Annotated in this window: 25 protein-coding genes; 13 read left to right on the top strand and 12 right to left on the bottom strand. The window is 42.2% G+C overall.

Annotated elements, in window-relative coordinates:
- The first annotated feature begins 211 nt into the window (after positions 1–211).
- The 4 genes from lipA to ABE021_RS05030 all read left to right on the top strand — a co-directional run bounded on the left by lipA (position 212) and on the right by ABE021_RS05030 (position 2,826).
- Complete coding sequence (gene lipA / locus ABE021_RS05045; RefSeq protein ID WP_430287356.1) at positions 212–1,141, top strand: lipoyl synthase; 930 nt, start codon at positions 212–214, stop codon at positions 1,139–1,141.
- Positions 1,142–1,147: 6 nt separating this feature from the next.
- Complete coding sequence (locus ABE021_RS05040) at positions 1,148–1,507, top strand: YutD family protein (RefSeq protein WP_430287208.1); 360 nt, start codon at positions 1,148–1,150, stop codon at positions 1,505–1,507.
- A gap of 88 nt (positions 1,508–1,595) precedes the next feature.
- A complete protein-coding gene (gene hepT / locus ABE021_RS05035) occupies positions 1,596–2,060 on the top strand; it encodes a type VII toxin-antitoxin system HepT family RNase toxin (RefSeq protein WP_430287207.1) in 465 nt (154 codons plus the stop codon).
- On the top strand, positions 2,047–2,826 hold the full coding sequence (locus ABE021_RS05030) for a TIGR01457 family HAD-type hydrolase (protein ID WP_430287206.1): 780 nt from the start codon (positions 2,047–2,049) through the stop codon (positions 2,824–2,826). Before hepT ends, ABE021_RS05030 begins: the two co-directional genes overlap by 14 nt.
- A gap of 34 nt (positions 2,827–2,860) precedes the next feature.
- On the opposite strand, the gene ABE021_RS05025 is transcribed toward ABE021_RS05030, so the two are convergent.
- Positions 2,861–3,097: a YuzB family protein gene (locus tag ABE021_RS05025; protein ID WP_430287355.1), complete on the bottom strand. Its 237-nt coding sequence runs from the start codon at positions 3,095–3,097 to the stop codon at positions 2,861–2,863.
- Positions 3,098–3,236: 139 nt separating this feature from the next.
- Here ABE021_RS05025 and ABE021_RS05020 point away from each other — a divergent pair, with 139 nt between their 5' ends.
- Positions 3,237–4,301, top strand: a complete 1,065-nt coding sequence (locus ABE021_RS05020; RefSeq protein WP_430287204.1) for an NAD(P)/FAD-dependent oxidoreductase — start codon at positions 3,237–3,239, stop codon at positions 4,299–4,301.
- A gap of 1,322 nt (positions 4,302–5,623) precedes the next feature.
- On the opposite strand, the gene ABE021_RS05015 is transcribed toward ABE021_RS05020, so the two are convergent.
- Positions 5,624–5,923 carry a hypothetical protein gene (locus ABE021_RS05015; RefSeq protein WP_430287203.1) on the bottom strand — a complete coding sequence of 100 codons (300 nt, stop codon included), beginning with the start codon at positions 5,921–5,923 and terminating at the stop codon, positions 5,624–5,626.
- Between the two features lie 375 nt (positions 5,924–6,298).
- Between ABE021_RS05015 and ABE021_RS05010 the strand changes: the two genes are divergently transcribed.
- Positions 6,299–7,042: a polysaccharide deacetylase family protein gene (locus tag ABE021_RS05010; RefSeq protein ID WP_430287201.1), complete on the top strand. Its 744-nt coding sequence runs from the start codon at positions 6,299–6,301 to the stop codon at positions 7,040–7,042.
- A gap of 440 nt (positions 7,043–7,482) precedes the next feature.
- Here the strand turns inward: ABE021_RS05010 and ABE021_RS05005 are convergent, their stop codons facing one another.
- The gene (locus ABE021_RS05005) at positions 7,483–8,343 is read right to left on the bottom strand and encodes a manganese catalase family protein (protein ID WP_430287200.1); all 861 of its coding nucleotides are present in this window, start codon (positions 8,341–8,343) and stop codon (positions 7,483–7,485) included.
- Between the two features lie 444 nt (positions 8,344–8,787).
- Between ABE021_RS05005 and ABE021_RS05000 the strand changes: the two genes are divergently transcribed.
- Positions 8,788–9,063, top strand: coding sequence for a YqhV family protein (locus ABE021_RS05000; RefSeq protein ID WP_430287354.1), 276 nt, complete (start codon positions 8,788–8,790; stop codon positions 9,061–9,063).
- Between the two features lie 135 nt (positions 9,064–9,198).
- Here ABE021_RS05000 and ABE021_RS04995 read toward each other — a convergent pair whose 3' ends face one another.
- The 4 genes from ABE021_RS04995 to ABE021_RS04980 form a co-directional block, all read right to left on the bottom strand.
- Positions 9,199–10,431 (bottom strand): MFS transporter, encoded by a 1,233-nt coding sequence (locus tag ABE021_RS04995; protein WP_430287199.1) that lies wholly within the window; start codon positions 10,429–10,431, stop codon positions 9,199–9,201.
- Positions 10,432–10,568: 137 nt separating this feature from the next.
- Positions 10,569–11,195 carry a LysE family transporter gene (locus ABE021_RS04990; protein WP_430287198.1) on the bottom strand — a complete coding sequence of 209 codons (627 nt, stop codon included), beginning with the start codon at positions 11,193–11,195 and terminating at the stop codon, positions 10,569–10,571.
- 156 nt (positions 11,196–11,351) lie between these two features.
- The gene (locus ABE021_RS04985; RefSeq protein WP_430287197.1) at positions 11,352–12,197 is read right to left on the bottom strand and encodes an MBL fold metallo-hydrolase; all 846 of its coding nucleotides are present in this window, start codon (positions 12,195–12,197) and stop codon (positions 11,352–11,354) included.
- Positions 12,198–12,792: 595 nt separating this feature from the next.
- Complete coding sequence (locus ABE021_RS04980) at positions 12,793–13,122, bottom strand: YuzD family protein (RefSeq protein WP_430287196.1); 330 nt, start codon at positions 13,120–13,122, stop codon at positions 12,793–12,795.
- 82 nt (positions 13,123–13,204) lie between these two features.
- On the opposite strand from ABE021_RS04980, the gene ABE021_RS04975 reads away from it, so the two are divergent.
- Complete coding sequence (locus tag ABE021_RS04975) at positions 13,205–13,441, top strand: NifU family protein (protein WP_025782972.1); 237 nt, start codon at positions 13,205–13,207, stop codon at positions 13,439–13,441.
- A gap of 47 nt (positions 13,442–13,488) precedes the next feature.
- On the opposite strand, the gene ABE021_RS04970 is transcribed toward ABE021_RS04975, so the two are convergent.
- The gene (locus ABE021_RS04970) at positions 13,489–14,166 is read right to left on the bottom strand and encodes a DUF2225 domain-containing protein (protein ID WP_430287195.1); all 678 of its coding nucleotides are present in this window, start codon (positions 14,164–14,166) and stop codon (positions 13,489–13,491) included.
- Positions 14,167–14,285: 119 nt separating this feature from the next.
- On the opposite strand from ABE021_RS04970, the gene ABE021_RS04965 reads away from it, so the two are divergent.
- From ABE021_RS04965 to ABE021_RS04955, 3 genes are all read left to right on the top strand, one after another.
- Entirely contained in the window at positions 14,286–14,651 is a 366-nt protein-coding gene (locus ABE021_RS04965) for a HesB/IscA family protein (protein ID WP_430287194.1), read from the top strand.
- An 860-nt stretch (positions 14,652–15,511) separates the two neighbouring features.
- Positions 15,512–16,729, top strand: a complete 1,218-nt coding sequence (locus ABE021_RS04960; RefSeq protein ID WP_430287193.1) for an NAD(P)/FAD-dependent oxidoreductase — start codon at positions 15,512–15,514, stop codon at positions 16,727–16,729.
- 430 nt (positions 16,730–17,159) lie between these two features.
- On the top strand, positions 17,160–17,489 hold the full coding sequence (locus ABE021_RS04955; RefSeq protein ID WP_430287352.1) for a YuiB family protein: 330 nt from the start codon (positions 17,160–17,162) through the stop codon (positions 17,487–17,489).
- A 35-nt stretch (positions 17,490–17,524) separates the two neighbouring features.
- Here ABE021_RS04955 and ABE021_RS04950 read toward each other — a convergent pair whose 3' ends face one another.
- A complete protein-coding gene (locus ABE021_RS04950; RefSeq protein ID WP_430287191.1) occupies positions 17,525–18,001 on the bottom strand; it encodes a divergent PAP2 family protein in 477 nt (158 codons plus the stop codon).
- 102 nt (positions 18,002–18,103) lie between these two features.
- Here ABE021_RS04950 and ABE021_RS04945 point away from each other — a divergent pair, with 102 nt between their 5' ends.
- Entirely contained in the window at positions 18,104–19,618 is a 1,515-nt protein-coding gene (locus ABE021_RS04945) for a leucyl aminopeptidase (protein ID WP_430287190.1), read from the top strand.
- Positions 19,619–19,680: 62 nt separating this feature from the next.
- Complete coding sequence (locus tag ABE021_RS04940) at positions 19,681–19,941, top strand: hypothetical protein (protein WP_430287189.1); 261 nt, start codon at positions 19,681–19,683, stop codon at positions 19,939–19,941.
- A gap of 44 nt (positions 19,942–19,985) precedes the next feature.
- Here the strand turns inward: ABE021_RS04940 and mnhG are convergent, their stop codons facing one another.
- From mnhG to ABE021_RS04925, 3 genes are read right to left on the bottom strand one after another with little or no spacing between them, the layout of a single operon-like run.
- On the bottom strand, positions 19,986–20,348 hold the full coding sequence (mnhG, locus tag ABE021_RS04935) for a monovalent cation/H(+) antiporter subunit G (protein WP_430287188.1): 363 nt from the start codon (positions 20,346–20,348) through the stop codon (positions 19,986–19,988).
- Positions 20,332–20,613, bottom strand: a complete 282-nt coding sequence (locus ABE021_RS04930) for a Na(+)/H(+) antiporter subunit F1 (protein ID WP_025782963.1) — start codon at positions 20,611–20,613, stop codon at positions 20,332–20,334. Before ABE021_RS04930 ends, mnhG begins: the two co-directional genes overlap by 17 nt.
- Positions 20,610–21,089: a Na+/H+ antiporter subunit E gene (locus tag ABE021_RS04925; protein WP_191690397.1), complete on the bottom strand. Its 480-nt coding sequence runs from the start codon at positions 21,087–21,089 to the stop codon at positions 20,610–20,612. The genes ABE021_RS04930 and ABE021_RS04925 overlap by 4 nt, the downstream gene beginning before the upstream one ends.
- Positions 21,090–21,095 lie beyond the last annotated feature (6 nt).

Raw genomic sequence — 21,095 nt, 5'->3', positions numbered from 1 at the left:
AGAAATCTTCCTCTTCTATAATTGATAGTAGAAATACGGAATTTTTTCTTTCAGTCGATTTCGAACCGGCTGAGTTAAGTAAAAACTTGCGGCGGATTTCACAGATTTTCAAGGGAGCTACTCAAGCTCGTCCAAAAAAATCTGGACGTGATGACGCCAAGGCGCAATTGATATGGGAATGGAGCTGAATGCTGTGTCATGCAAACCAGGGGTGGACAAGAAAAAAGAACACATCCGTAAACCGGATTGGCTTAAAATCAAATTGAATACGAACGAAAACTATACCGATTTAAAGAAATTGATGCGTGAAAAGAACCTTCATACCGTTTGTGAAGAAGCACGCTGCCCGAATATCCATGAGTGCTGGGGGGAACGCCGCACTGCTACATTCATGATTCTTGGAGATACATGTACACGTGCCTGCCGTTTTTGTGCAGTGAAGACAGGATTGCCGACAGAGCTGGACTTAGCAGAGCCGGAACGTGTGGCAGATTCAGTTGCGCTCATGAATTTAAAACATGTCGTGGTAACTGCGGTTGCTCGGGATGACCAAAAAGATGGCGGATCTGGTGTGTTCGCTGAAACGATCCGAGCGATTCGCAGAAAAAATCCGTTTGCCACAATCGAAGTACTTCCTTCTGATATGGGAGGAGAGTATGATAATATTAAACGGTTAATGGATGCAAAACCGGATATTTTGAATCACAATATTGAAACGGTCAGAAGGATGACACCGAGAGTCCGTGCACGGGCCAAGTATGATCGCTCATTGGAGTTACTTCGTCGTGCTAAAGAATTGTATCCTGAAATTCCTACTAAGTCGTCGATCATGCTGGGTGTAGGTGAGACTTGGGATGAAATCTTGGAAACAATGGATGATTTACGTGCGAATCAAGTGGACATCATGTCAATTGGTCAATATTTGCAACCGAGTAAAAAGCACTTAACTGTACAAAAATATTACACGCCAAAGGAATTCAAGGAACTCTTTGAAATCGCGATGAGTAAAGGCTTCTCGCATTGCCAATCCGGTCCGCTCGTCCGTTCGAGTTATCATGCAGATGAGCAAGTGAATGCAGCTGCGAAAGAGCGTCAACGCAAGGGCGAAGAGATGCTTGAATCCTTGACTGTGAAAGGCTGAGTCGACATGACAGAACGACTAATTACGTTGGATCAGTATGAATTCGAGATCATCGTAAACTTTCGGGAAGGTTTCGATAGTGAAGCACTGATGAGTCGTTACAGTGAAATACTGTTGAAATACGACTATATTCTCGGAGACTGGGGTTATGGACAACTCCGTTTGAAAGGTTTTTTCGATGATCGTAATGCGAAAGCGACTTACGAAACGAAAATCAGCACGCTGCAGGACTATCTATATGAATACTGCAACTTTGGCTGTGCCCATTTCATATTGAAGAAAAATGGGAAAGTGAAGAAGGAGCAAGTGGAGACGGGAGTGCAGCAGGAATCACCTGCAGCTGAAGAACATCCACAAATGACATAATCCCTTTCCATTCGGGCGTCTTAGAGAATTCTCTGCGGCGTCCGTTTCTATATGTCTATTATGTGAAGACAATTGAGGAGGAAACAGTATGTATTTTATCGACCGGAAAAAAATTAGTGAAACACTCGCCTATATGGAAGAATTGCTTGCACAGTTTACAAGTGAATCTAATTGGCATGATAGCATGTTGAAGAATTTGGCACTGGAACGGATCGCACAAAATATCATCGAGTCGATCATCGATGTAGGGAATTCGATGATCGATGGGTTCATCATGCGGGATCCTGGCAGTTACGAAGACATTATCGATATTATGGAAGATGAAAAAGTAATCGATAGTGAGATGGAACAACCCCTTAAAGAGATGATTGAGTTACGAAAAATGCTCGTGCGTGACTTCATGAAGGTCGATCTAGCGCAAGTGGAAAAAACCATCTCAACAAGTTACCCTTCACTGGAAAAATTCCCGAGCTGTGTACTGAACTATTTGGAAAATGAACTAGGACCGGTATCTGCATTTCTTCCAGAGGATTCTCCACATGGAACGCTATAAGACGATTTGCTTGGATCTGGATGGGACTGTCTATAAAGGTAACCAAGCTATTCGGGAGTCGGTTGACTTCATCCGTACGTTGCAGCAGTCTGGAATCGAGCCTTATTTCATAACAAATAACTCCTCTCGTACAGTATTGGAACAACAGCAAAAACTGAAACGGCTCGGAGTGGAAACTTCTGAACACCAAATCATGACTTCAGCGATCGCCAGTGCTAAGTATTGTTCACAGAACTATTCAGGTAAGACCGTTCAAATGATTGGGGAATCGGGTTTACGTGAAGCGTTGCTAAACGAAGGAATTCCACTTGTCGAATCGGACGGAGACATTGTGATCATGGGGATTGATCATGAAATTACATATGAAAAATTGGCTTCCGCTTGTTTGGCGATTCGTAAAGGTGCACGTTTTCTTGCAACAAATGGAGATCTCGCTTTACCGAACGAAATTGGGTTGGTACCTGGTAACGGCGCATTTATAGAACTCGTCAAAGCTTCTACCGGAGTTGCACCGACTATACTTGGGAAACCGCAGTCTTACATGCTGGAATTCGTTCAACAACAAACAGGTGCGAACAAAGAAGAAATGCTTATGGTCGGTGACAACTATGACACGGACATCCTTTCCGGCATCCGCTACGGCATCGATACGGTCCATCTCCAAGGCGGCGTCACTTCACTTGAGGAAGTACTAGGGAAAATGGAAGCACCGACTTATATGTTTAAAACGCTTTCCGAATGGAATCATAAGAAAGGACTTGTCTAACAGCTTAGACAAGTCCTTTCTTATTTTCCTATTATTAAAAGAGAGGATTCTCTTCGATGAACTCGTAAATCTTCTCTGTCAGCTCAGCTGGTGTATCCGCCTCCACGACTTCTCCGTTCACTAATGCATACAGGGAATCCATACACTTCGTGCAATAACTCAGACAACCGTATTCCAGAACGTCAAGATTCGGATCCTTCTCAAGTACTTCTAGTGTCTCTTGAGAACCATTGGCTAAATTACTAATACAAAACTCAACTATCGGGTTCACACCCATCACCTCACCTTGTACGATCGTACTCTTTTTTTCTTTACTCGTCAAAACCCTTGCCTTATTGTGAAGAACGTCACATACTGGTATACTCATACGTGAGGAAAAGACGGAAATCTCTAAGATAAAGGAGACTATCATGAAAAAATTGCTATTATTAGGTGCTGGATACGGCAATATGCGAATCTTACTGCGAGTTTTGAATAATTTACCTGCAGATGTAGAAGTGACGCTTGTAGATCGTACATCTTTCCACAGTTTAAAAACAGAATTCTATGCATTAGCTTCAGGGACGGTATCGGATAGCGAAGTGCGTGTCGCTTTACCGACACATGAACGTTTGAAAGTGGTTGAAGGGGAAATTGCGTCTATCGAAGTCGGTGAAAAGTGCGTCTTACTGACAGACGGCAGACAACTTGCCTACGACCAGCTTGTCATCGGCCTAGGATGCGAAGATAATTATCACGATGTACCAGGTGCTGACGAATTTACGTATAGCATTCAAACCATTGGTCAGTCCCGTGAAACGTACAAAAAGCTTTTGAATTTGAATGGCGGAGCGACTGTCGGAATTGTCGGTGCGGGGCTGAGTGGTATCGAACTGGCAAGCGAATTGCGGGAAAGCCGCTCGGACTTGAATATCAAATTATTCGATAGAGGACCGCGTATTTTACGGGACTTCCCGGAACGTTTGAGTAATTACATCCAGAGCTGGTTTGAAAAAAATGACGTGGATGTGATTGCAAATTCAAATATTACAAAGGTTGAAATGAACCTGCTTCATAACCACGAAGAGCAAATTGCTGTCGATGCAGTCGTATGGACTGCAGGGATTCAGCCAACAAAAGTGGTTCGGGAATTGGCTGTCGAAAAAGACAAATCAAACCGTATTGTGTTGAATCAGTACCATCAGATTCCTGGCTATGAAGAGGTATATGTCGTGGGTGACATCGCCGCACTGCCTCACGCACCAAGTGCCCAGCTGGCAGAAGGACAAGGGGAACAAATCGTCACGGTCCTCAAACATACTTGGAATGGGGAACCATTACCGGAAAAAATGCCGGAAATCAAGCTCAAAGGCTTTATGGGCTCACTCGGAAAAAAACAAGGATTTGCATACTTAGCGGATCGAACTGTTACCGGCAGAATTGCACGTCTTTTGAAATCCGGAGTGCTCTGGATGTACAAATGGCATAATGGATGATTCGCCCTGGGAATGTAAATAGGATAATGGTTGAAAGGGTACATTCCAATGGGATGGACAAAATTTCACCCTTCTCTCACATATCCCTTTTGAATGGTTAATTTGAAGATGTCACCGTGGCGTATAGTCATTTCCGCGGTGGCATCTTCTTTCAATTCGACGGTGACATATGTATGGATTTCCAGCGTAGTTATAAAATAACCTTATCCATGATGGCTTTCAAGCCGATACCTGATCAGTAAGGGGCGTCTGACTATCTTCATTGGGGTCACTTGTATAGGTGGATGCTTATGATTTTTGAGTCATGAATTTGAACATACGCCTATTATTGTCTAGCACGTCCGAGGTCTTCGTAATACGTATTGCATTGTTTTCAACATTAATACGATTTCTCCGTAGACACAATACTCCCACACGCATCCCCTTAAATGCCATGAGATTAAATTATTCTTTATGTAGTGGAAAAGCATCCTTGAAACCTCTTTACCGGTTCCTTTAATATCCGTAACAGTTCGGCGCATTTTGGAATGTACAATAACCATTTCAGGATTACTCATGAAATTTCATAAACCAGGTCCGATTGAAAACCTCAAAGAACGAACCCTCCACTTTTTTTTCACCCAGATTTGCTGATTTTAGCTTGTCCGTCTAGTTAAGGTCCGATCAGTCTGCTGCCCCTCACCTTACAGAACTCTGAATATTTCATGGTTCTGTAGAAGGTTTTCACTACTTGGATTTGGTGAGGTATTCCTTCCGATTTATTGGACGATTAGCACACAGTTCCCGTTACCACTCTTTGGCTCAGTGTCATCACAATGCTGCGTATTCTTGTATTTTAAGTAGGGGATTCATTCAGTTGATTCACGTGACCGTTTCTCCAGATGCCTCATCGCTCAATCCGATCTGTTCATGGATGATCTACGAACCAAGTCCAAGTTGTACGTTGTATACCTTATTCACATGATGGAAGTCCCTGAAAAGCCGCTTCCTAGAGGCCATCTCATGGGGGAACCGAGACTTATGTGGCCCCGAAAGATGCTAGGGACCATGTATCCTCGGAATGGAAAAAAGAATTCCAATTAGCGAATCATCCGATTGGCTTTATAGTTATGATCATATAGGAGACGTTTTCCTTTCTAGTTTTCCGTTAAATTTATCCAAAAAAAGAAAGTGCACCCTTTAACATATCCAGTTCCAGCTATTCAATGCTTTTTATTATCCCGGTTTATGAATTTCTTGGAACAGTTTTCCGTCAACCTTCCAACGGCTCCAACCTGTGATGCACAACCATTTATCGAGGACGATTAAAATATTGAATAATATTATGATTTTGCAGATTTTACTTCAGCTATTTCTTTTGCTAATTTATCAATTTGCTGTTGCATTTGGTCCAGCCTCTTATCTGAATTTTCTTGATTTTGTTTCTCGTTCGCTTCTTCTTCGATTGCAGCGATCGCGGATATCGTGGCAATGCCATCAGCAATTGGCATAAGGATGGATGATATGAGGGCAAGTTGCAGGCTGGTATTTACCGGTTGTGGCTCATCCTGTTTAGCTTTGGAGTTATTGTAGGAGTTTTTCGTAACAACTTCTCCTTTCTCATTTAAAGTGAAAAAGTTCACACTAATTATATGCCAATAATATTGAGTTGATGAACACGGCTGGAGGCGCAGGTGGGTTTCGTTGTGGGGCATATAAGTGAGAGTGAAAAAGAGAGCGGATTACTCAATCTGTCGTCTCTTTACATACATCTTTTACCTATGGTTACAAAAGTTTAAGCGAGCAGTACAAGAAATATAAATTGAAAATTCCAGGTGATAGATGCATCCGATAAAAAACGATAAATGACATAACGAATTAACGGATACAGTGATGTTTACCGTGTGAGAAAAGATTCATGGGTGGTTGAATCAGGGGAAAACCGAAAAAGGGACAGGCATAAATTTGAGTTAACGATGAATACTAACGATAAATTCATGTAGGTTAGGGGTGAAATTTTGAAAAAGGCGATTTGGTCTTTAGTGATCGTGATTCTTCTGTTTTGGGGAGTGCAAAGTACTTATGCCGACAAGGGAAGACAACATTATGAGGAGGCAGGACAAATCCTGTGGGAAATCCGTACAGATGAGAAGGTGATTGCGTTAACTTTTGATGATGGTCCTCATAGGAAATATACGGAAGAAATATTAGACGTTTTGAAAGAACATAATGCAAATGCCACCTTCTTTGTAGTTGGAGTAAATGTTGACAAGAATCCCGAACTAGTAAGTCGCATGTCTGACGAAGGGCACGAAATAGCTAATCACACCTATACACATGATCGAAGTATGAAAACATCTGAAGTAATAAAGGAAATGAGAAAAACAAACGACACGATTCAAGCAATTACTGGTCATCCAACAACATTATTTAGACCTGTTGAAGGATATTACACGGATGATTTAGTGAGAGCGGTGAGTAAAGAGGGATATAAATTGGTTATGTGGTCTTGGCATCTGGATACGTTAGACTGGAAAAATCCAGGTGTGGATAAAATCGTGAATTTTGTAGTAGATGGTGCGAAAGAAGGCAATGTCGTACTTTTTCATGATGGGGGAGGAAATCGAAGACAAACAGTGGATGCACTAAAAGAAATCCTTCCTGAACTTAAAAAGGAAGGTTATCGGTTTGTATCCATTTCTGAGCTCATGAAGATTCAAGAAACTCACCACCAAGAAAGACAAATTAATGAAACAAAGTAAAAATAAATAACCTGTATTTCCCCCCAGGGTCGACACTAGTGTACCTCGCGAGGAGGAGCTCTGGTGGGGAAAGAACTGGTAGCACCAATGTCATGAAAGCTGGTTGTGTAGAATGATTTCATCCAGGGAAAAAATCGTCGGACATGCAGCTATCAGCCCGTTATTTATTAACTATATGTTCAAGTAGCAAGAACTTCTTCATAATGCATCGGTTTGTTTTGTGGATTTCTACATAGATTCCCGATATCATCCCGCCCAAAGTTATGATAGTCCCCTTCGTCTATGGAGGGGTTTCTATTTTTCAACAGATATACTTCCACTGTGTTCGAGTTCGCTAGATTACAAATGAGTTTCCTGTCCGTATACAAACTCAAACTGAAGGTTTTTAGATCTAGAAGAGAAAAAGGACTCCAAGTATACAACTTGGAATCCCATGACTTTTAACGATTCATATCGCTGATACCTGGACTATGTTCATTAGGCATGTCAGGCATTAATGGAACTGGGAATCCTGCTGGCGGAGGAGTAACTCTAAGTTCCCCATTATTCCTACTTGGTGTTTGTCCTTGATAAATTTCACCGATTCTAGTTGGATCTAAACGGAAATTGGATTGGGCATTGTGATATCCTAAATCCACATATTTTCTGCACTCAGGATATTTATTTAGATCATAATTTGGGACAGGGAAAAGTTTTCCCCAATCTACACCTAGCGTTTCTAGTGCTTTAGCAAAAGCATTTTGATGTGCATTGTCTCTAACAATAAGAAATGCTAAGGTTTCACGGAAAGTTTTGTTTGAGCTCATTTCATAAATTCGTGTTTTTTGTAAGACACCGGTCGATTCCAGCACTAAGTTATCGAGCAAATCACTAATCAAATTCCCGTGATTATATACCCAAGATGCGTTCCATGGGTTTCCTGCAGCATCTACTGGAAGCGAAGCTTGGGCACCTACAATATAATGATGAGGGTTTGCGTGTCGAACAGCATCTTCCAGTGGCGCATGATCATCCCCGCTGTTACCTGGTAAATCAGTTTCACCGGAGCCATTTAGCAACTGGTTGATCGTGTTTTGTGCAAGCTCGACGTGTGCAATTTCTTCTAGAAATACACCGCGAAGTAGATCACGGTACTGAGTGTCTTTTCCCCTGAAATTAGCACTTTGGAAGAAATACTGCATCATGGTACGCATTTCACCGTAATGCCCACCTAGTATTTCTTGAAGGACTTTTGCAGCTGCAGGGTCTGGTCTGTCAGGTGGAGTGATGGGATTAATCAGTTCTTCTTTGTAGTAATACAAAATTAGCACCTCATTCAGTTATTTATGATACGTAGTATTGACCAATAGGGAAAAAATATTCTATAGCAAAAAAGATCTCTTGGAACAAACGGGCATGATATTTGATGGCAACTTTGTGGAGTCCATTTTTTGTTTCATAACGAGGAGTGGTAGCTAGGAAACGTTACCGGAGGAATTAAGAAGAACGGATTACTGATGAAGGGCTTATTTGAATAAGGGATGGAATAACTGATATGCATACTCCACGACCACTCCCAGGTAAGCAGATGTTGACTCTCTAATGAAATTGAAGGGATACAGAATATTATTTGTTCTTAAAGTGTTATCAACTTTGTCTTTTAGAGCAAAAAAATTGGCTGCAATCGCTTTTCATGGGATCTCTTAGGAAACTCTAACTAAAGGTGGGACGAGTTGCATATATTAAATGCAAATACTACTGAGGATGTGGTCACATTTATTGAAAGGGCACTATTTTTTATCATTTTGTTAAGAGTGATTTCAGGAAGCATCGAAATATCAGCAGCAGCTTTAATGTTTAAATTTAATGATTTGGAGAAGGCTTTTTATATTAATAGTTTACTTGCTTTGGTAGGACCGTTTATATTGATCGTTACAACAGGGATCGCGTTAACTGGGCTGACTGAGAAAATTTCGCTTACAAGAATGATTTGCTTGTTTGCAGGTATTATCCTAATCCTCATCAGTTTAAAATCAAAATGAGGATAACCTTAACAATCTATTCCATAACAAAAGGACCTGACTGCAAATACTGAGTCAGGTCCCTATTTCCCTTTTATTGGAATATATTTCCACTTAAAGTGCGGGAAGTGTGGGAGCCCACAATTTTCGTACACCTCATGTGGTGTTTGCCGGCACACCAATTTTGTCGACTTGGATAAATTTCCAAACAACAATCAATAGAATGATTCCCAATACTCCGGCTGTAATATAGCTGACGTTCAGAAGATCTTTCATAACGAGCGACATAACCGGAGGACCAGCGGCTACTCCGATAAAACGTGCAGAACTATAAAAAGAAGTCACGGTTCCTCTATATTCCTTTTGTATGTTTTCAGTAATGATCGCATCCAGCGCCGGTAACAAAGCGCCGATAGCCAAGCTGACCAAACTGGTGACCAATAACAACAGAATCAGTTTTTCACTTGTAAAGCCGACGAAAACTACGCTTATGGATATAATGACCAAAGAAGCGATCATAAGCTTTTTAATCGTCTTTAAGTTCCCTTTTATCAGTCTACCGGAGATGAATGAAGCGATACATAGTATAAGAAGGGGAATAGCTAAAACAAAGCCTTTTTTAATTCCCTTAATGTCATGGGTCTTTTCAAGGTTTTCTGATAAGAAAAACAACATGCTGAATAATATTAGCATAACGAATATCCCGTTAAGAAATACTGTAACCAGCCACTTTCCTTCCTCCTTGAATACTTTCTTCGTATTACTAAGAAACGTGTTGAACCTCACAGGCTCATCTTTCTCCTCCGGAACTTTAACAAAAAAGGAAATTAGAACGATTGAAACTAAACTGAGCGCTGAAATTGAAAAAAACGGCAAAAACCATAAGATAGCGGCAAATACGGAACCTAAGATGGGACTTAGCACTTTTCCGAATGTATTCGACGTTTCAATAATGCCCAAGCATGAACTCGTTTTTTCCTCGTCATCTTGATAAAGATCTCCTACAAGCGGTAAGACAATTGGCATAGCCCCAGCCGCCCCGATTCCCTGAAGAATCCGACCGATAATAATTACGGTATAAGGATCTTCCAGCTTCCAAGAGGCGAATCCCGCAATCAGTCCCCCGATTAGAGCAAACACCAAACTTGGCAAAATCACAATCTTCCTGCCAAAGCGGTCAGATAAATACCCAGCTACAGGTATTAGTAAAATCGCGGCAACTGAATAACTCGTGATGATCATACTCGATTGGAAGGCTGAAATTCCGACCTTCTCTTCTAGTATCGGAAGGACGGGAATGAGCATGGAATTCCCTAAGGTCATGATAAGAGGAATTGAAGCCATACTGAGAATGCACCACATACTAACCTGTTTTTTACCTTCTTCCATACCACACCTCAACTATAAAGATTTTCTTAGTAGTGGTATGGTTTCCTAATCCCTCATTTTTATGCAGCGTAAGATTGTCGGTAATGAAAACACGTACATTATGTATTTTAGTGTTGCGAGAAGGGGGTAATTCAAGACTAAAATAATGCCTGAAAAGCCTGGATACCGAAAAATATTCCAAAGCCGATCAGAGATAACGATGAAAGGATCGAAACGCATGTCAAAAGCTTGGAAGATAATAAGCGGCGGGCTCCGTTTGATAATGAGGACATGATGAAATCCACTAACATGATACCCACCAAAATAGCTGAACTGTTCAGTATGATTTGATAACCTGTTGCGATGTTTGCAGATTTGGCAAGAATTGACCCATAAATCCCTAACCAAAATAGGATGGTAAGAGGATTGAGCAGAGACATTAGGAAACCGGTCATTATTGACTTCCGGAGACGGTCACAATTCCTTGTCTTTGTGTCCAGTTCGTTTTTTTTCAATGTTAGTAAGTTTTCGATCCCTGTGTACAAAAGAACAAAACATCCGAAAGACCAAAGAATAATTTGCAGCAAAGGTGAATCGATGAATTTTCCGATTCCGAAATAGACCAAACCCATATACAAGACGTCCGTGGCGAGGGATCCGAGACTAAAAAACCAAGCGTGAAAAAACCCGTTTTTTAGTCCGGTATGAAGAAGTACTGACTTAACCGGACCTATTGGAGCCGCTAATGATACACCTAAAAATAGATAGACAAGTATGGAATTCATGGAAATAGCCCTCCAAAAAATTGATCTCCATGTATTTTATTCATTGACCATGGAGTTTACAACTAGCCGAAGGTGAATTTATCTTGGGAAGAACTTCAAAGGTACCCAAAAAATAAGCTTGCCCGTAGAACGAATTCTCTGCAGGCAAGCTTATTATTATTCATCTACATACTTTCCGTGATCTGGAACAGCCAATTCCTTAAAATGATCTATCAATTTCACTAAATTGTTCTGTAGCCAATGAGTATCGGTAACCGGCACACCATGACCTGTAATCGCAAGTTTGGGGTGTAAGCGACCTAATGTTTGAACTGATTGTTCTGCCCGTTCCCAATCAGGCGTCAAATAGCGGGGAGGTCCATTCAATTCTATTTTCTGTGTGATAACTTTGTAGAGCGAGTCTTGTTTTACGGTTACAAAAGCGTCGCCTGCAATCAACGCCTGATCGGATTCTCTGAACAACGAGATGTGGCCAACTGAATGCCCGGGCGTATGTATCCATTTCCAGCCCGGCATGAAAGGTATTGAATGATCAGATGGCAATGGTTGTGCACGACCTCCAATATCTATCGATTCAGTTGGAAACATAAAGGATAACTTGGCAATCATACCACCTTCTACAAGGGAGTCTGGCTTAGGGTAGTTCTGCTGACCGGTGATGAAGGGAAGTTCCCTTTCGTGAGCATAGACAGGAACATCTTTCCACTCTTCGAGTAGATCGACTAGACCACCCACATGGTCAAAATGAGCATGGGTCAGGATAATCGCTTTTGGAGGTCGATTCGGACTAAATCGTGCAGCAGCAACTTCTTTAATCTTTTCAGCCGATTTAGGCATTCCCGCATCAATCAGGACCCAGTCTTCTTCACCTGGTTTCCCATAAAAGATTACATTGACAATTTGAATTGTATAGCAATACAAATCAGGAGCCACTTCAAATCCTTTGTTGCTGTTTTCCGAAGTGATCGGTTGAAAACGCTCGGTTGATGAACTTCTTTTCATTGGGGACCCTCCTTTTTCATAGTAGATGCTCGAATAGTTAGCCGTTGTTAAATGCCAGTGCTCTAATAACAGAAGAAGCTTTTTCTAAAGTCGGAACTTCATGTCGCTATACAATTTATCCAACACTAAATGAAGGATTACGACCTTTATACTGCTCTACTCTAACCTTATCTCTTCAATTTTAAACGGGAATTTCAATGTCAAATGGAAAATCGCTTGAAGAAAACAGATAACTTCAGAGGGTGAAACAAATGACAAGGGGCGATGCCTACTCATTGGTATTATTATCGCATCCGATGTTGGATGAACAGTAGTATATTCTCCAGATTGCGTGCTATCCTTTAAGTAGATTAAATTAGTGTCACAATTTTTCACGATTCATCACTTTCCTCATAAATTACACTATAAATTAACTCTATACCGTCTTAGACTCGGTACAGACATAAATAAAATTGAAATCAGACACCACTTTTAGAAATAGGATAGGGGGGCAGAAAATAATAAGAGCAGAAGACAGGGAGTCCCCGTGTCTTCTGCTTTCCGTCTTGTTTAGAACAAGCATTAAAGTTCTCAATTACATTTTAACTATTATCACTCAGAACGCTGAAACGAATCCATGTTTTTCAAGTGCGTTGAAAATCGGTTTTAATTGAATATACCCTTCGCCGATCACTTCTTCGTTCACGAGTACAAGCGGATAGAAATATTCATCCTCTTTTACTTGATCAGCCAGTTTACGCTGACGTTCATCGTCAATGGTTGACTCAATATCAATATAAACAATATCAAATGCATGATTGGGATATTTCCGTTGGATGGCAGCATTCAGCCATTCATATGTATCTTTAGACGTCGGAGCGTTCACACAACTTGCACAAACGACCTCTGCACCGTATACTTCAACTGTAACGTGTTTAGCTTTCATAGCTAACGCCTCCTGATTCTCTATTGGATTTTTTTCGTGATCCAGTTTATAATAACTATAAGGAAAGGGGAGTATAAAACTTATGACAGAAGCAACAATGAACGAATCTGTTCAAGAAGTGTTGAATAAATTACGTCCGTTCCTCTTACGTGACGGCGGCGACTGTGAACTAATCGATGTGGAGGACGGAATTGTAAAACTTCGTCTTCTAGGCGCATGCGGTACGTGCCCAAGCTCGACCATAACATTGAAAGCCGGTATTGAACGTGCTCTTCTTGAGGAAGTACCTGGCGTTGTAGAAGTAGAACAAGTTTTCTAAGGGCCATCTGGCTTCGCAGGAACGGGCCTCTAGCGTCCGTTCCTGTTTTATTTTCTCACTCGGATTTCATGCCATCGTTCTTTCGCCAACTCAATTAGTTGAGGTTCAGCAGAAGTTCTCTGCGTCTCAATGATTTTCGAGAAGTATTGTACCGCTTTTTCTCGATCTCTCACACGCCATGACAATTCCGCCACCATATAGAGCACACGGGATTCAGACATTTGGGTTCCCACGTGATCATCTGCAAAATACGCTTTCTCATATAAATTTCTAGCAAGTGTTAAAAAACGCTGTTCTTCTTCATCGTTATTCAAGATGCGATAGAGCCATGCTGTCCTCAAGGTTATTCCTGCAGTCGTGAGCGATTTTTCTTTTTTCATCATTGCACTTAAATAGCCTAGCTTGTAAGCGGCGATGGCATCTTCAACAGTGCGTTCTCCACCAAGTGAATGAGGTTTCCAGCCGGCTGTGATGCCGGATGCAATCTGTTCTTTTGTTCCCGGAGCAAAATAGGGTGCAAAGTCATCTGTGAAGGAGAAACCGCAGGATGGGCATACAGCTATATTATAAAACAGCGGATTCACTCCGCTGTCCGCATAGTTCGGTTTAAAATCACTATCAGTTGAAGCAACCCTAGCAAAACGGGAACGGACTCGGGTTGTTGTGAAGGATTCCTTACAGTTCAGGCAACCGATTTTCTTATCGTAAAATGGTGTGACTTCCATGGTGCACCACCCTTTCATACTTTCAACCCTATTATAGCAAACCTCTCTAGAACAAGGGTGTTTCATTGCACTGCAATTTACAACATTGATATGATAGATATTACTTAGGAGGGATATTAATGACACAACTAGTTAACTTATCTGAAGCAGCCGCCTATCGCGTAAAAGAAATGATGGATCACAATGGGGAGCAAGGATCTTTTCTGCGTGTTTCAGTCAATGGCGGGGGCTGCAGCGGACTTACGTACGGCATGGGGTTCGATGCAGAACAGAACGCTACGGATCAGTTATTGGAAATGCATGGAGTGAAAATTGTCGTGTCCTCTGAGGATACAGATATATTAGCAGGTACAGAAATTGACTATAAAGAATCTCTGATGGGTGGCGGGTTCACCATCGAAAATCCGAATGCCATCGCGTCATGCGGTTGTGGGACGTCGTTTAGAACGGCGAAGAAAGCGGGAACTCCTGCAAGCTGCGATTAATGAATAGAACTAACAAGAGTCTCTTCGCCAGGTCTGTTCACTCGGATTCTAGTCGAAGAGATTTTTTTATTGTTTAGGAAATCTAATCATCAATTGTATATAGACTGATTGTTTGTGACACGTCATTCACTCGGAAATCAATCGAGTCGTGTTTTGAATCAGACGTTAATTTGTAAATATGCGGCTTCCGTTCTCTTGAATCTTCGTTCGTAACATCCAGATGGACGAGAAGTACATGGTCTTGAATTTCTGTGTCCGCCTCTACGTCACCAGCCGAATTGAAAATAAGATAGGAAAAAGTCTTACCCATTGTATTATATTGAAGGGATCAGAACTGTCCATGACCGCTTCCACATTCTTCGGAGCAGTTTTCATTTCTTTTAAACTGGAAGCGGATGCAGAACAGCCAGCTAAAACTAAAACTAATACGAACAGTAATCCACCGACCAATCACTTCATCCAGCACCTCTTTTGGTTCTGTTTAAATAGTGAATTCTCTGACATCTGTGAGCTGAATTAACTATAGCATTGCAAATGATATCACTCAAGATGGAACTAAGTCCCAACACCCACACCGCATCCGGTGAAACTAAAAGTATATTTGTTAATTCAGTGACTTTTAGATAGGTGTAATTTACAGATTAAGTAAGTAACATGGCTTAATTCAACATTTCTCGTCAATTTATGAAGACTATGAGAAGTTATTTAGGAATGTCCGGGTATATTCCTAATAAGCTATTGAAATAGCAGGTCAAAAAGGCTACTATGAATGAGGAATATAAATAATAAGCGCTGGATTGTAGGAATCACGTGATTTTTACAAACCGGCACATCATACAAAAAAGGTGGAACCGATTCCCGTGAAAAAAAGACCTACAATCCTAGTTCTAGGCGCAGGATATGGCGGATTAGCTACTGTTGTGAATCTGCAAAAATCTCTTGGCGTAGACGATGTTGAAATCATCCTGATCAATAAAAATGACTACCACTATGAATCTACTTGGCTTCATGAAGCTGCAGCAGGTACATTGAAGCCTGAACAAGTTCGCTATCCGATCAGCCGCGTTATTCAGCAAGACAAAGTGAAGTTTGTGAAAGCTGAAGTTCAAGCGATCGATGTAAAAGCCAAAATGGTAACATCATCAGCTGGACAGCACACATATGACTACTTGGTGATCGGTCTTGGCTTCGAAGGAGAAACATTCGGAATCCCAGGTCTTGATAAGTACGCGCTTTCAATTGCAAATGTGAAGGCAGCACGTCAAATCCGTGAGCATATCGAATACCAGTTTGCGACATGGTCTCTTGAAGAAGTGAAATCAGACAGCCGTCTGACGATTATTGTCGGAGGGGCTGGATTCACAGGAATTGAATTCCTTGGTGAGCTCGGAGATCGCATTCCTGAACTTTGTGAAGAATTCGATGTGCCTGCTGACAAAGTAAAAGTAATTTGTGTAGAAGCAGCACCTATGGTCCTTCCAGGATTCGACCCTGAATTGGTAGAATACGCGGTACGTCAGTTGAAATCCAAAGGAATTGAATTCTCAATTGGTACGCCCGTTGTGGAAGCGACTCCAGAAGGTGTAAAACTGAAAAAAGGCGACGACGAATTCGAATTCATCGAAGCAGGTACCGTTGTATGGGCAGCAGGTGTCCGCGGTAACCGTTTAATCGAAGAGACAGGCATTGAAAACATGCGTGCCCGCGTTAAAGTTGAAAAAGATCTTCGTGCTCCAGGATTCGACGATGTATTCATCGTAGGTGACTGTGCATTGATGATCAACGAAGAGATCAACCGTCCATACCCGCCAACTGCTCAAATCGCGATGCAGCAAGGGGATATGTGTGCCAATAACTTGATCGCTCTTATGAAAGGTCAGCCGACTCAAACATTCGTTCCAGACTTGAAAGGCAGCATTGCTTCCCTCGGTTCTAACGATGCGATCGGAGTTGCTTTCGGTAAGAAGATGACAGGTAAAAAAGCATCGTTCATGAAAAAGATGGTCGATAACCGTGCACTTTACTTAATCGGCGGTGCTGGTCTAACATTGAAAAAAGGAAAGTTCGACCTCCTTTAATACAGTTTGGGAAACACTCGTCCACTCATTTAGTGGCGAGTGTTTTTTTGTTCATACACAAAACTAGTGAGTAGACAAAAAAATTGATATTTCTCGACATAGGCACCCTTTATGTTTACTTGTATTGGACTAAGAAGTATCCGTTGGTTTAAGTGGAAGCCGGCGACTCTGGAGGGCTCAACGAAGGTTGAAAACTCCGCACTAGCGATAGCTACGAGGAGGCTGAAATCGAGCCCCTCGGAAAGCGTCTGGCTGCAACGTAAAGCAACTTCATCGCGATCTCTCTATAATTTTTCTTGATGACCAGTATTTAGAATTTGTGCTAACGAACCGGTGTTTACTACTTTCCAACAACTTCGTGACACTTGCGTCAGCTGTTGAAAGAAGTGCCGCAATCCGGTAAAATGAACTAAGGAAAACGGAGGTCATCATTTTGGGAACAATTTCACTTACAGAGATTATTCTGTCTGTCCTCATCTTTATCGTTATGTTTTTCGGAATCGGATTTTTGCTGAATATGCTACTGCGCATGTCGTGGGTCATGGCGATTATCTATCCGATTGTCGTAATTTTGATCATTGACGAAGTGAAGGCATATGAATATATTACAAAACCGGGTCATGCGTTCAGTATGCTCGGAGACAAGTTGATGGCGTTACATACAGTCGATATCGTGATTCTCTCGAGCGGTTTGGTGGGAGCAATCATTTCAGGGATTGTGAGTAAGCTTTTACGCAAGCAAGGATATCAGATGTTTTAAAAAAACGCTCAGGCAGAAGCTGCCAGAGCGTTTTTTCATACTATAAATGTATACGTAATAATTGAAATCAGGATACCTGTCACTGCGCCTGCGAATACTTCGCTTGGCTTGTGGCCGAGCAAGGTTTTCAGCTCAATGATTTTCTGTTCTTCGTCTTTTTTTATCCATTCTTTCGTTCCACTGACGAATGTCTGGAAATCTGCACGTATTTGGTTGATGATCAAGGCCTGCTGTCCTGCTTGGTAACGGACACCGCTTGCGTCGAACATGACAATCACTGCAAAAATTGCTGAAATGGCGAACAAGGAAGAATCCATTCCGTGTTCGAAAGCAATAGCAGTCGTCAGTGCGGTAACTGCAGCCGAATGAGAACTTGGCATGCCTCCTGTAGAGGTCATTAGCTTCCAATCGAGCTCACGAGTGAGTAGAAAATGAATCGGAATCTTTACGAACTGTGCGAAAAAAATTCCGAATAGTGCAACCAACAGTGGCACGTTGCTCAATATTGTCATGTAGGCACTCCTCGTAAAAATAATCCGGTAACCGAAGAATTTTTTTCGTTTCTTCTTCAACTGGTATATAATTAGAATGTAGGAAAATGAGGAGGTAGTCAAATGAAAACTATCATTACAAACAAAGAGATCACACAGAGCAACCATGACGTAGTTGTAGTTGGTATCCCCGAACATCCAGAGAACTCGACCAATTGGAATGTCATAAATGACGTATTCAATGGGAAGTTAACGGATTGGGTTAAAACAGGTGATGTGAAGACGGATCTTAACGCAGTGACTAAACTGCCGTCTATAGGTGACAGTGCATTCAAACGTGTGGTTTTCATTGGTCTTGGAGCATCTAAAAAGTTAACAGATCAAGGACTGCTTGAAGTATTCTCCAAGATCGGTAAAGAACTTAAGTCGATGAAAGCAGAAAGCGTTTCCATTTGGATGGATTCCTTTACCACAGAAGAACTGGAATCGGATGATGTAGCCTTCGCATCTTTGCAAGGTCTCGTATTAGGCAGCTACAAATTTGCCGATTACAAAACGACTTCAAATGAAAAAGACTTCGAATTCAATACAGTTGAATTGCTTAGCTCAGCTGATGAAGATGAACTTAAAGCGGCAGCAGAAGTAGGACTTGTACATGCGGATGCTGTCAATACAGCACGTACACTTGTCAATACACCTCCGAATATTTTAACTGCTGTTAAAATGGCGGAGCATGGTGAGATGCTAGCTGAAAAATACGGATTTGAAATCGAGATACTTGGTAAACAAGAAATGGAAGAGCTTGGAATGGGTGCCATTCTTGCGGTCAACAAAGGTTCCGTCGAAGAGCCCCGTCTGATTGTCCTGAAATATGCTGGTGGAAACGAAGACTGGACTGACGTAGTCGGACTCGTCGGCAAGGGAATTACGTATGATACAGGCGGATATTCTTTGAAGCCGCGTGAAGGCATGGTCGGCATGAAAGGGGACATGGGTGGTGCTGCAGCAGTATTTGGCGCGATGCAAATCATCGGTGAACTCCGTCCCGCCAAAAACGTAATCGCTGTCATTGCTTCAACTGACAACATGGTTTCCGGGGATGCGTTCAAGCCGGACGATGTGATCACCTCTTTGTCGGGAAAAACAATTGAAGTCTTGAATACAGACGCAGAAGGTCGCCTCGTATTAGCGGATGCTGTGACATATGCAAAACAATCAGGTGCGGATTATCTGATCGATATTGCCACACTGACTGGCGGAGTGATCGTAGCACTTGGTAAAGATAAAACAGGTGCGTTAACGAACGACGAAGCCTTCTTCGAGGAATTTATGGAAGCATCCCTCGAAACAGGTGAATTCGTTTGGCGCTTGCCATTAACTGAAAGCGATAAAAAACGAATTCGTAAAAGTGAAGTAGCGGATCTCAACAACTCACCAGGTCGGGATGGCCACATGATCTTTGGCGGCGGTTTCGTCGGAGAGTTTGCAGGAGATACTCCTTGGATCCACTTGGATATCGCAGGAACGTCTGAGGCGGATGCGCCCCATGCACTCGGTCCTAAAGGCGCTACAGGAGCCATGACAAGGACGTTGGCTACGTTCATCGAACGGTTAGCTGAAGACACTACGGAGGCGTAATAGGTGTCAGCCTACCCCTTCCACTGCCCAATGAATAGGATAAGTGGGAAAGGGGGAGGGAAATGTCAAGATATAGAGGAAACAACTTCGGCGGTGGAAGAGGTTTCGACGGAGGAAGAGGGTTCGGTGGAGGTGGATTTGGTGCCGGCTTCGGAGGCCCGTTCCTTGGGGGGCTTTTTGGGAGCTTTCTCGGAAATGCGATTCAACCTTATGGGTATGGCGGAGGCTACGGTGGAGGATACCCACCATATGGCGGATATCCCCCGTATGGCTACTATCCATACTCATACCCGCCTTATTACAGCCCCTATGGATATTGGTAAACAAAAAAGACGCAGCGTCCGATTCAGGACACTGCGTTTTTTGTTCATTCTTCATGAGATTTTTGTTCGCCTATTGCATCTCCAAGGTCATCACCGACAGTCAGTTCTGTCGGCTTCACTCCAGACATATACGCAGCGCGGCTCATTAAGTGTCCGCCTACAGGGGACGTGATGAATAAGAAGACGCTGCCGAGCAGCAGTTGTATACTGAAATGTCCTTTTATCCACCAAAAGTGAAGGAACACGCCAATGAGTATTCCGAGAACACCGAGAGTTGCGCTTTTTGAAGCGGCATGCGCTCGAGTGTAGACATCAGGTAATCGCAGAATCCCGACTACCGTAACAACTGTAAAGAACACTCCTACGAGTATGAACAGAGCGATAATAATATTAGCGATGAGTATCACGGTCTATAATCGCTCCTTTTTCGATGAATTTTGAGAACGATACGGTTCCGATGAAGGACATAATCGCAATGAGCAAAATCACATCTATGAAAAATATCGTGTCAAAAACAATTGACAGTAATGCGATGATTGAAATCAGCATCACTCCGATGCCATCCAAAGCAATCAGGCGATCTGGAGTGGAAGGTCCCTTGAATACTCGGACGAGCGTACCAAGCATGGACAGGAAGATGATGATTAAACTGATCCATATGAAAATCTTCATGTCCGGCTCACCTCCATGATTGCTTTTTCAAAAGATTGTTTGATGGAACTGATGGCTTCTTCAACATCATTCACATCGATTGCGTGGATGTACAATGTTCGCTGATCATCCGATACATGAACGACTATTGTTCCAGGCGTCAATGTAATTAAACTTGAGAGTAATGTAATCTCCCAGTCCTTTTCAAGAACTGTCGGCATCGCAAAAATCATCGGCTGTAATTCTAATTTCGGCTTTAAGACTAATAGTGCGACGGAAATATTGGAAAGGATCAATTCCTTAAAGAAGATGGACGTCAACTTGACGCACGCCCATAATCGCCCCAAGTACAAGCGACCGTTGTAAAACCGTCTAGTCAATATGAGAAGCAGCAAACCAATGATATAACCGATAACAAAAGTGGAGGGGGTAAAGGACGCCGTGATAAGCACCCACGTAATTGCGATGAAAAAGTTAAGCAATATTTGAAATGCCAACGTGAT

Source organism: Sporosarcina gallistercoris (assembly GCF_050459885.1).
Classification (GTDB): Bacteria; Bacillota; Bacilli; order Bacillales_A; family Planococcaceae; genus Sporosarcina; species Sporosarcina gallistercoris_A.
This window is presented reverse-complemented; position numbering and strand designations above follow the sequence as displayed.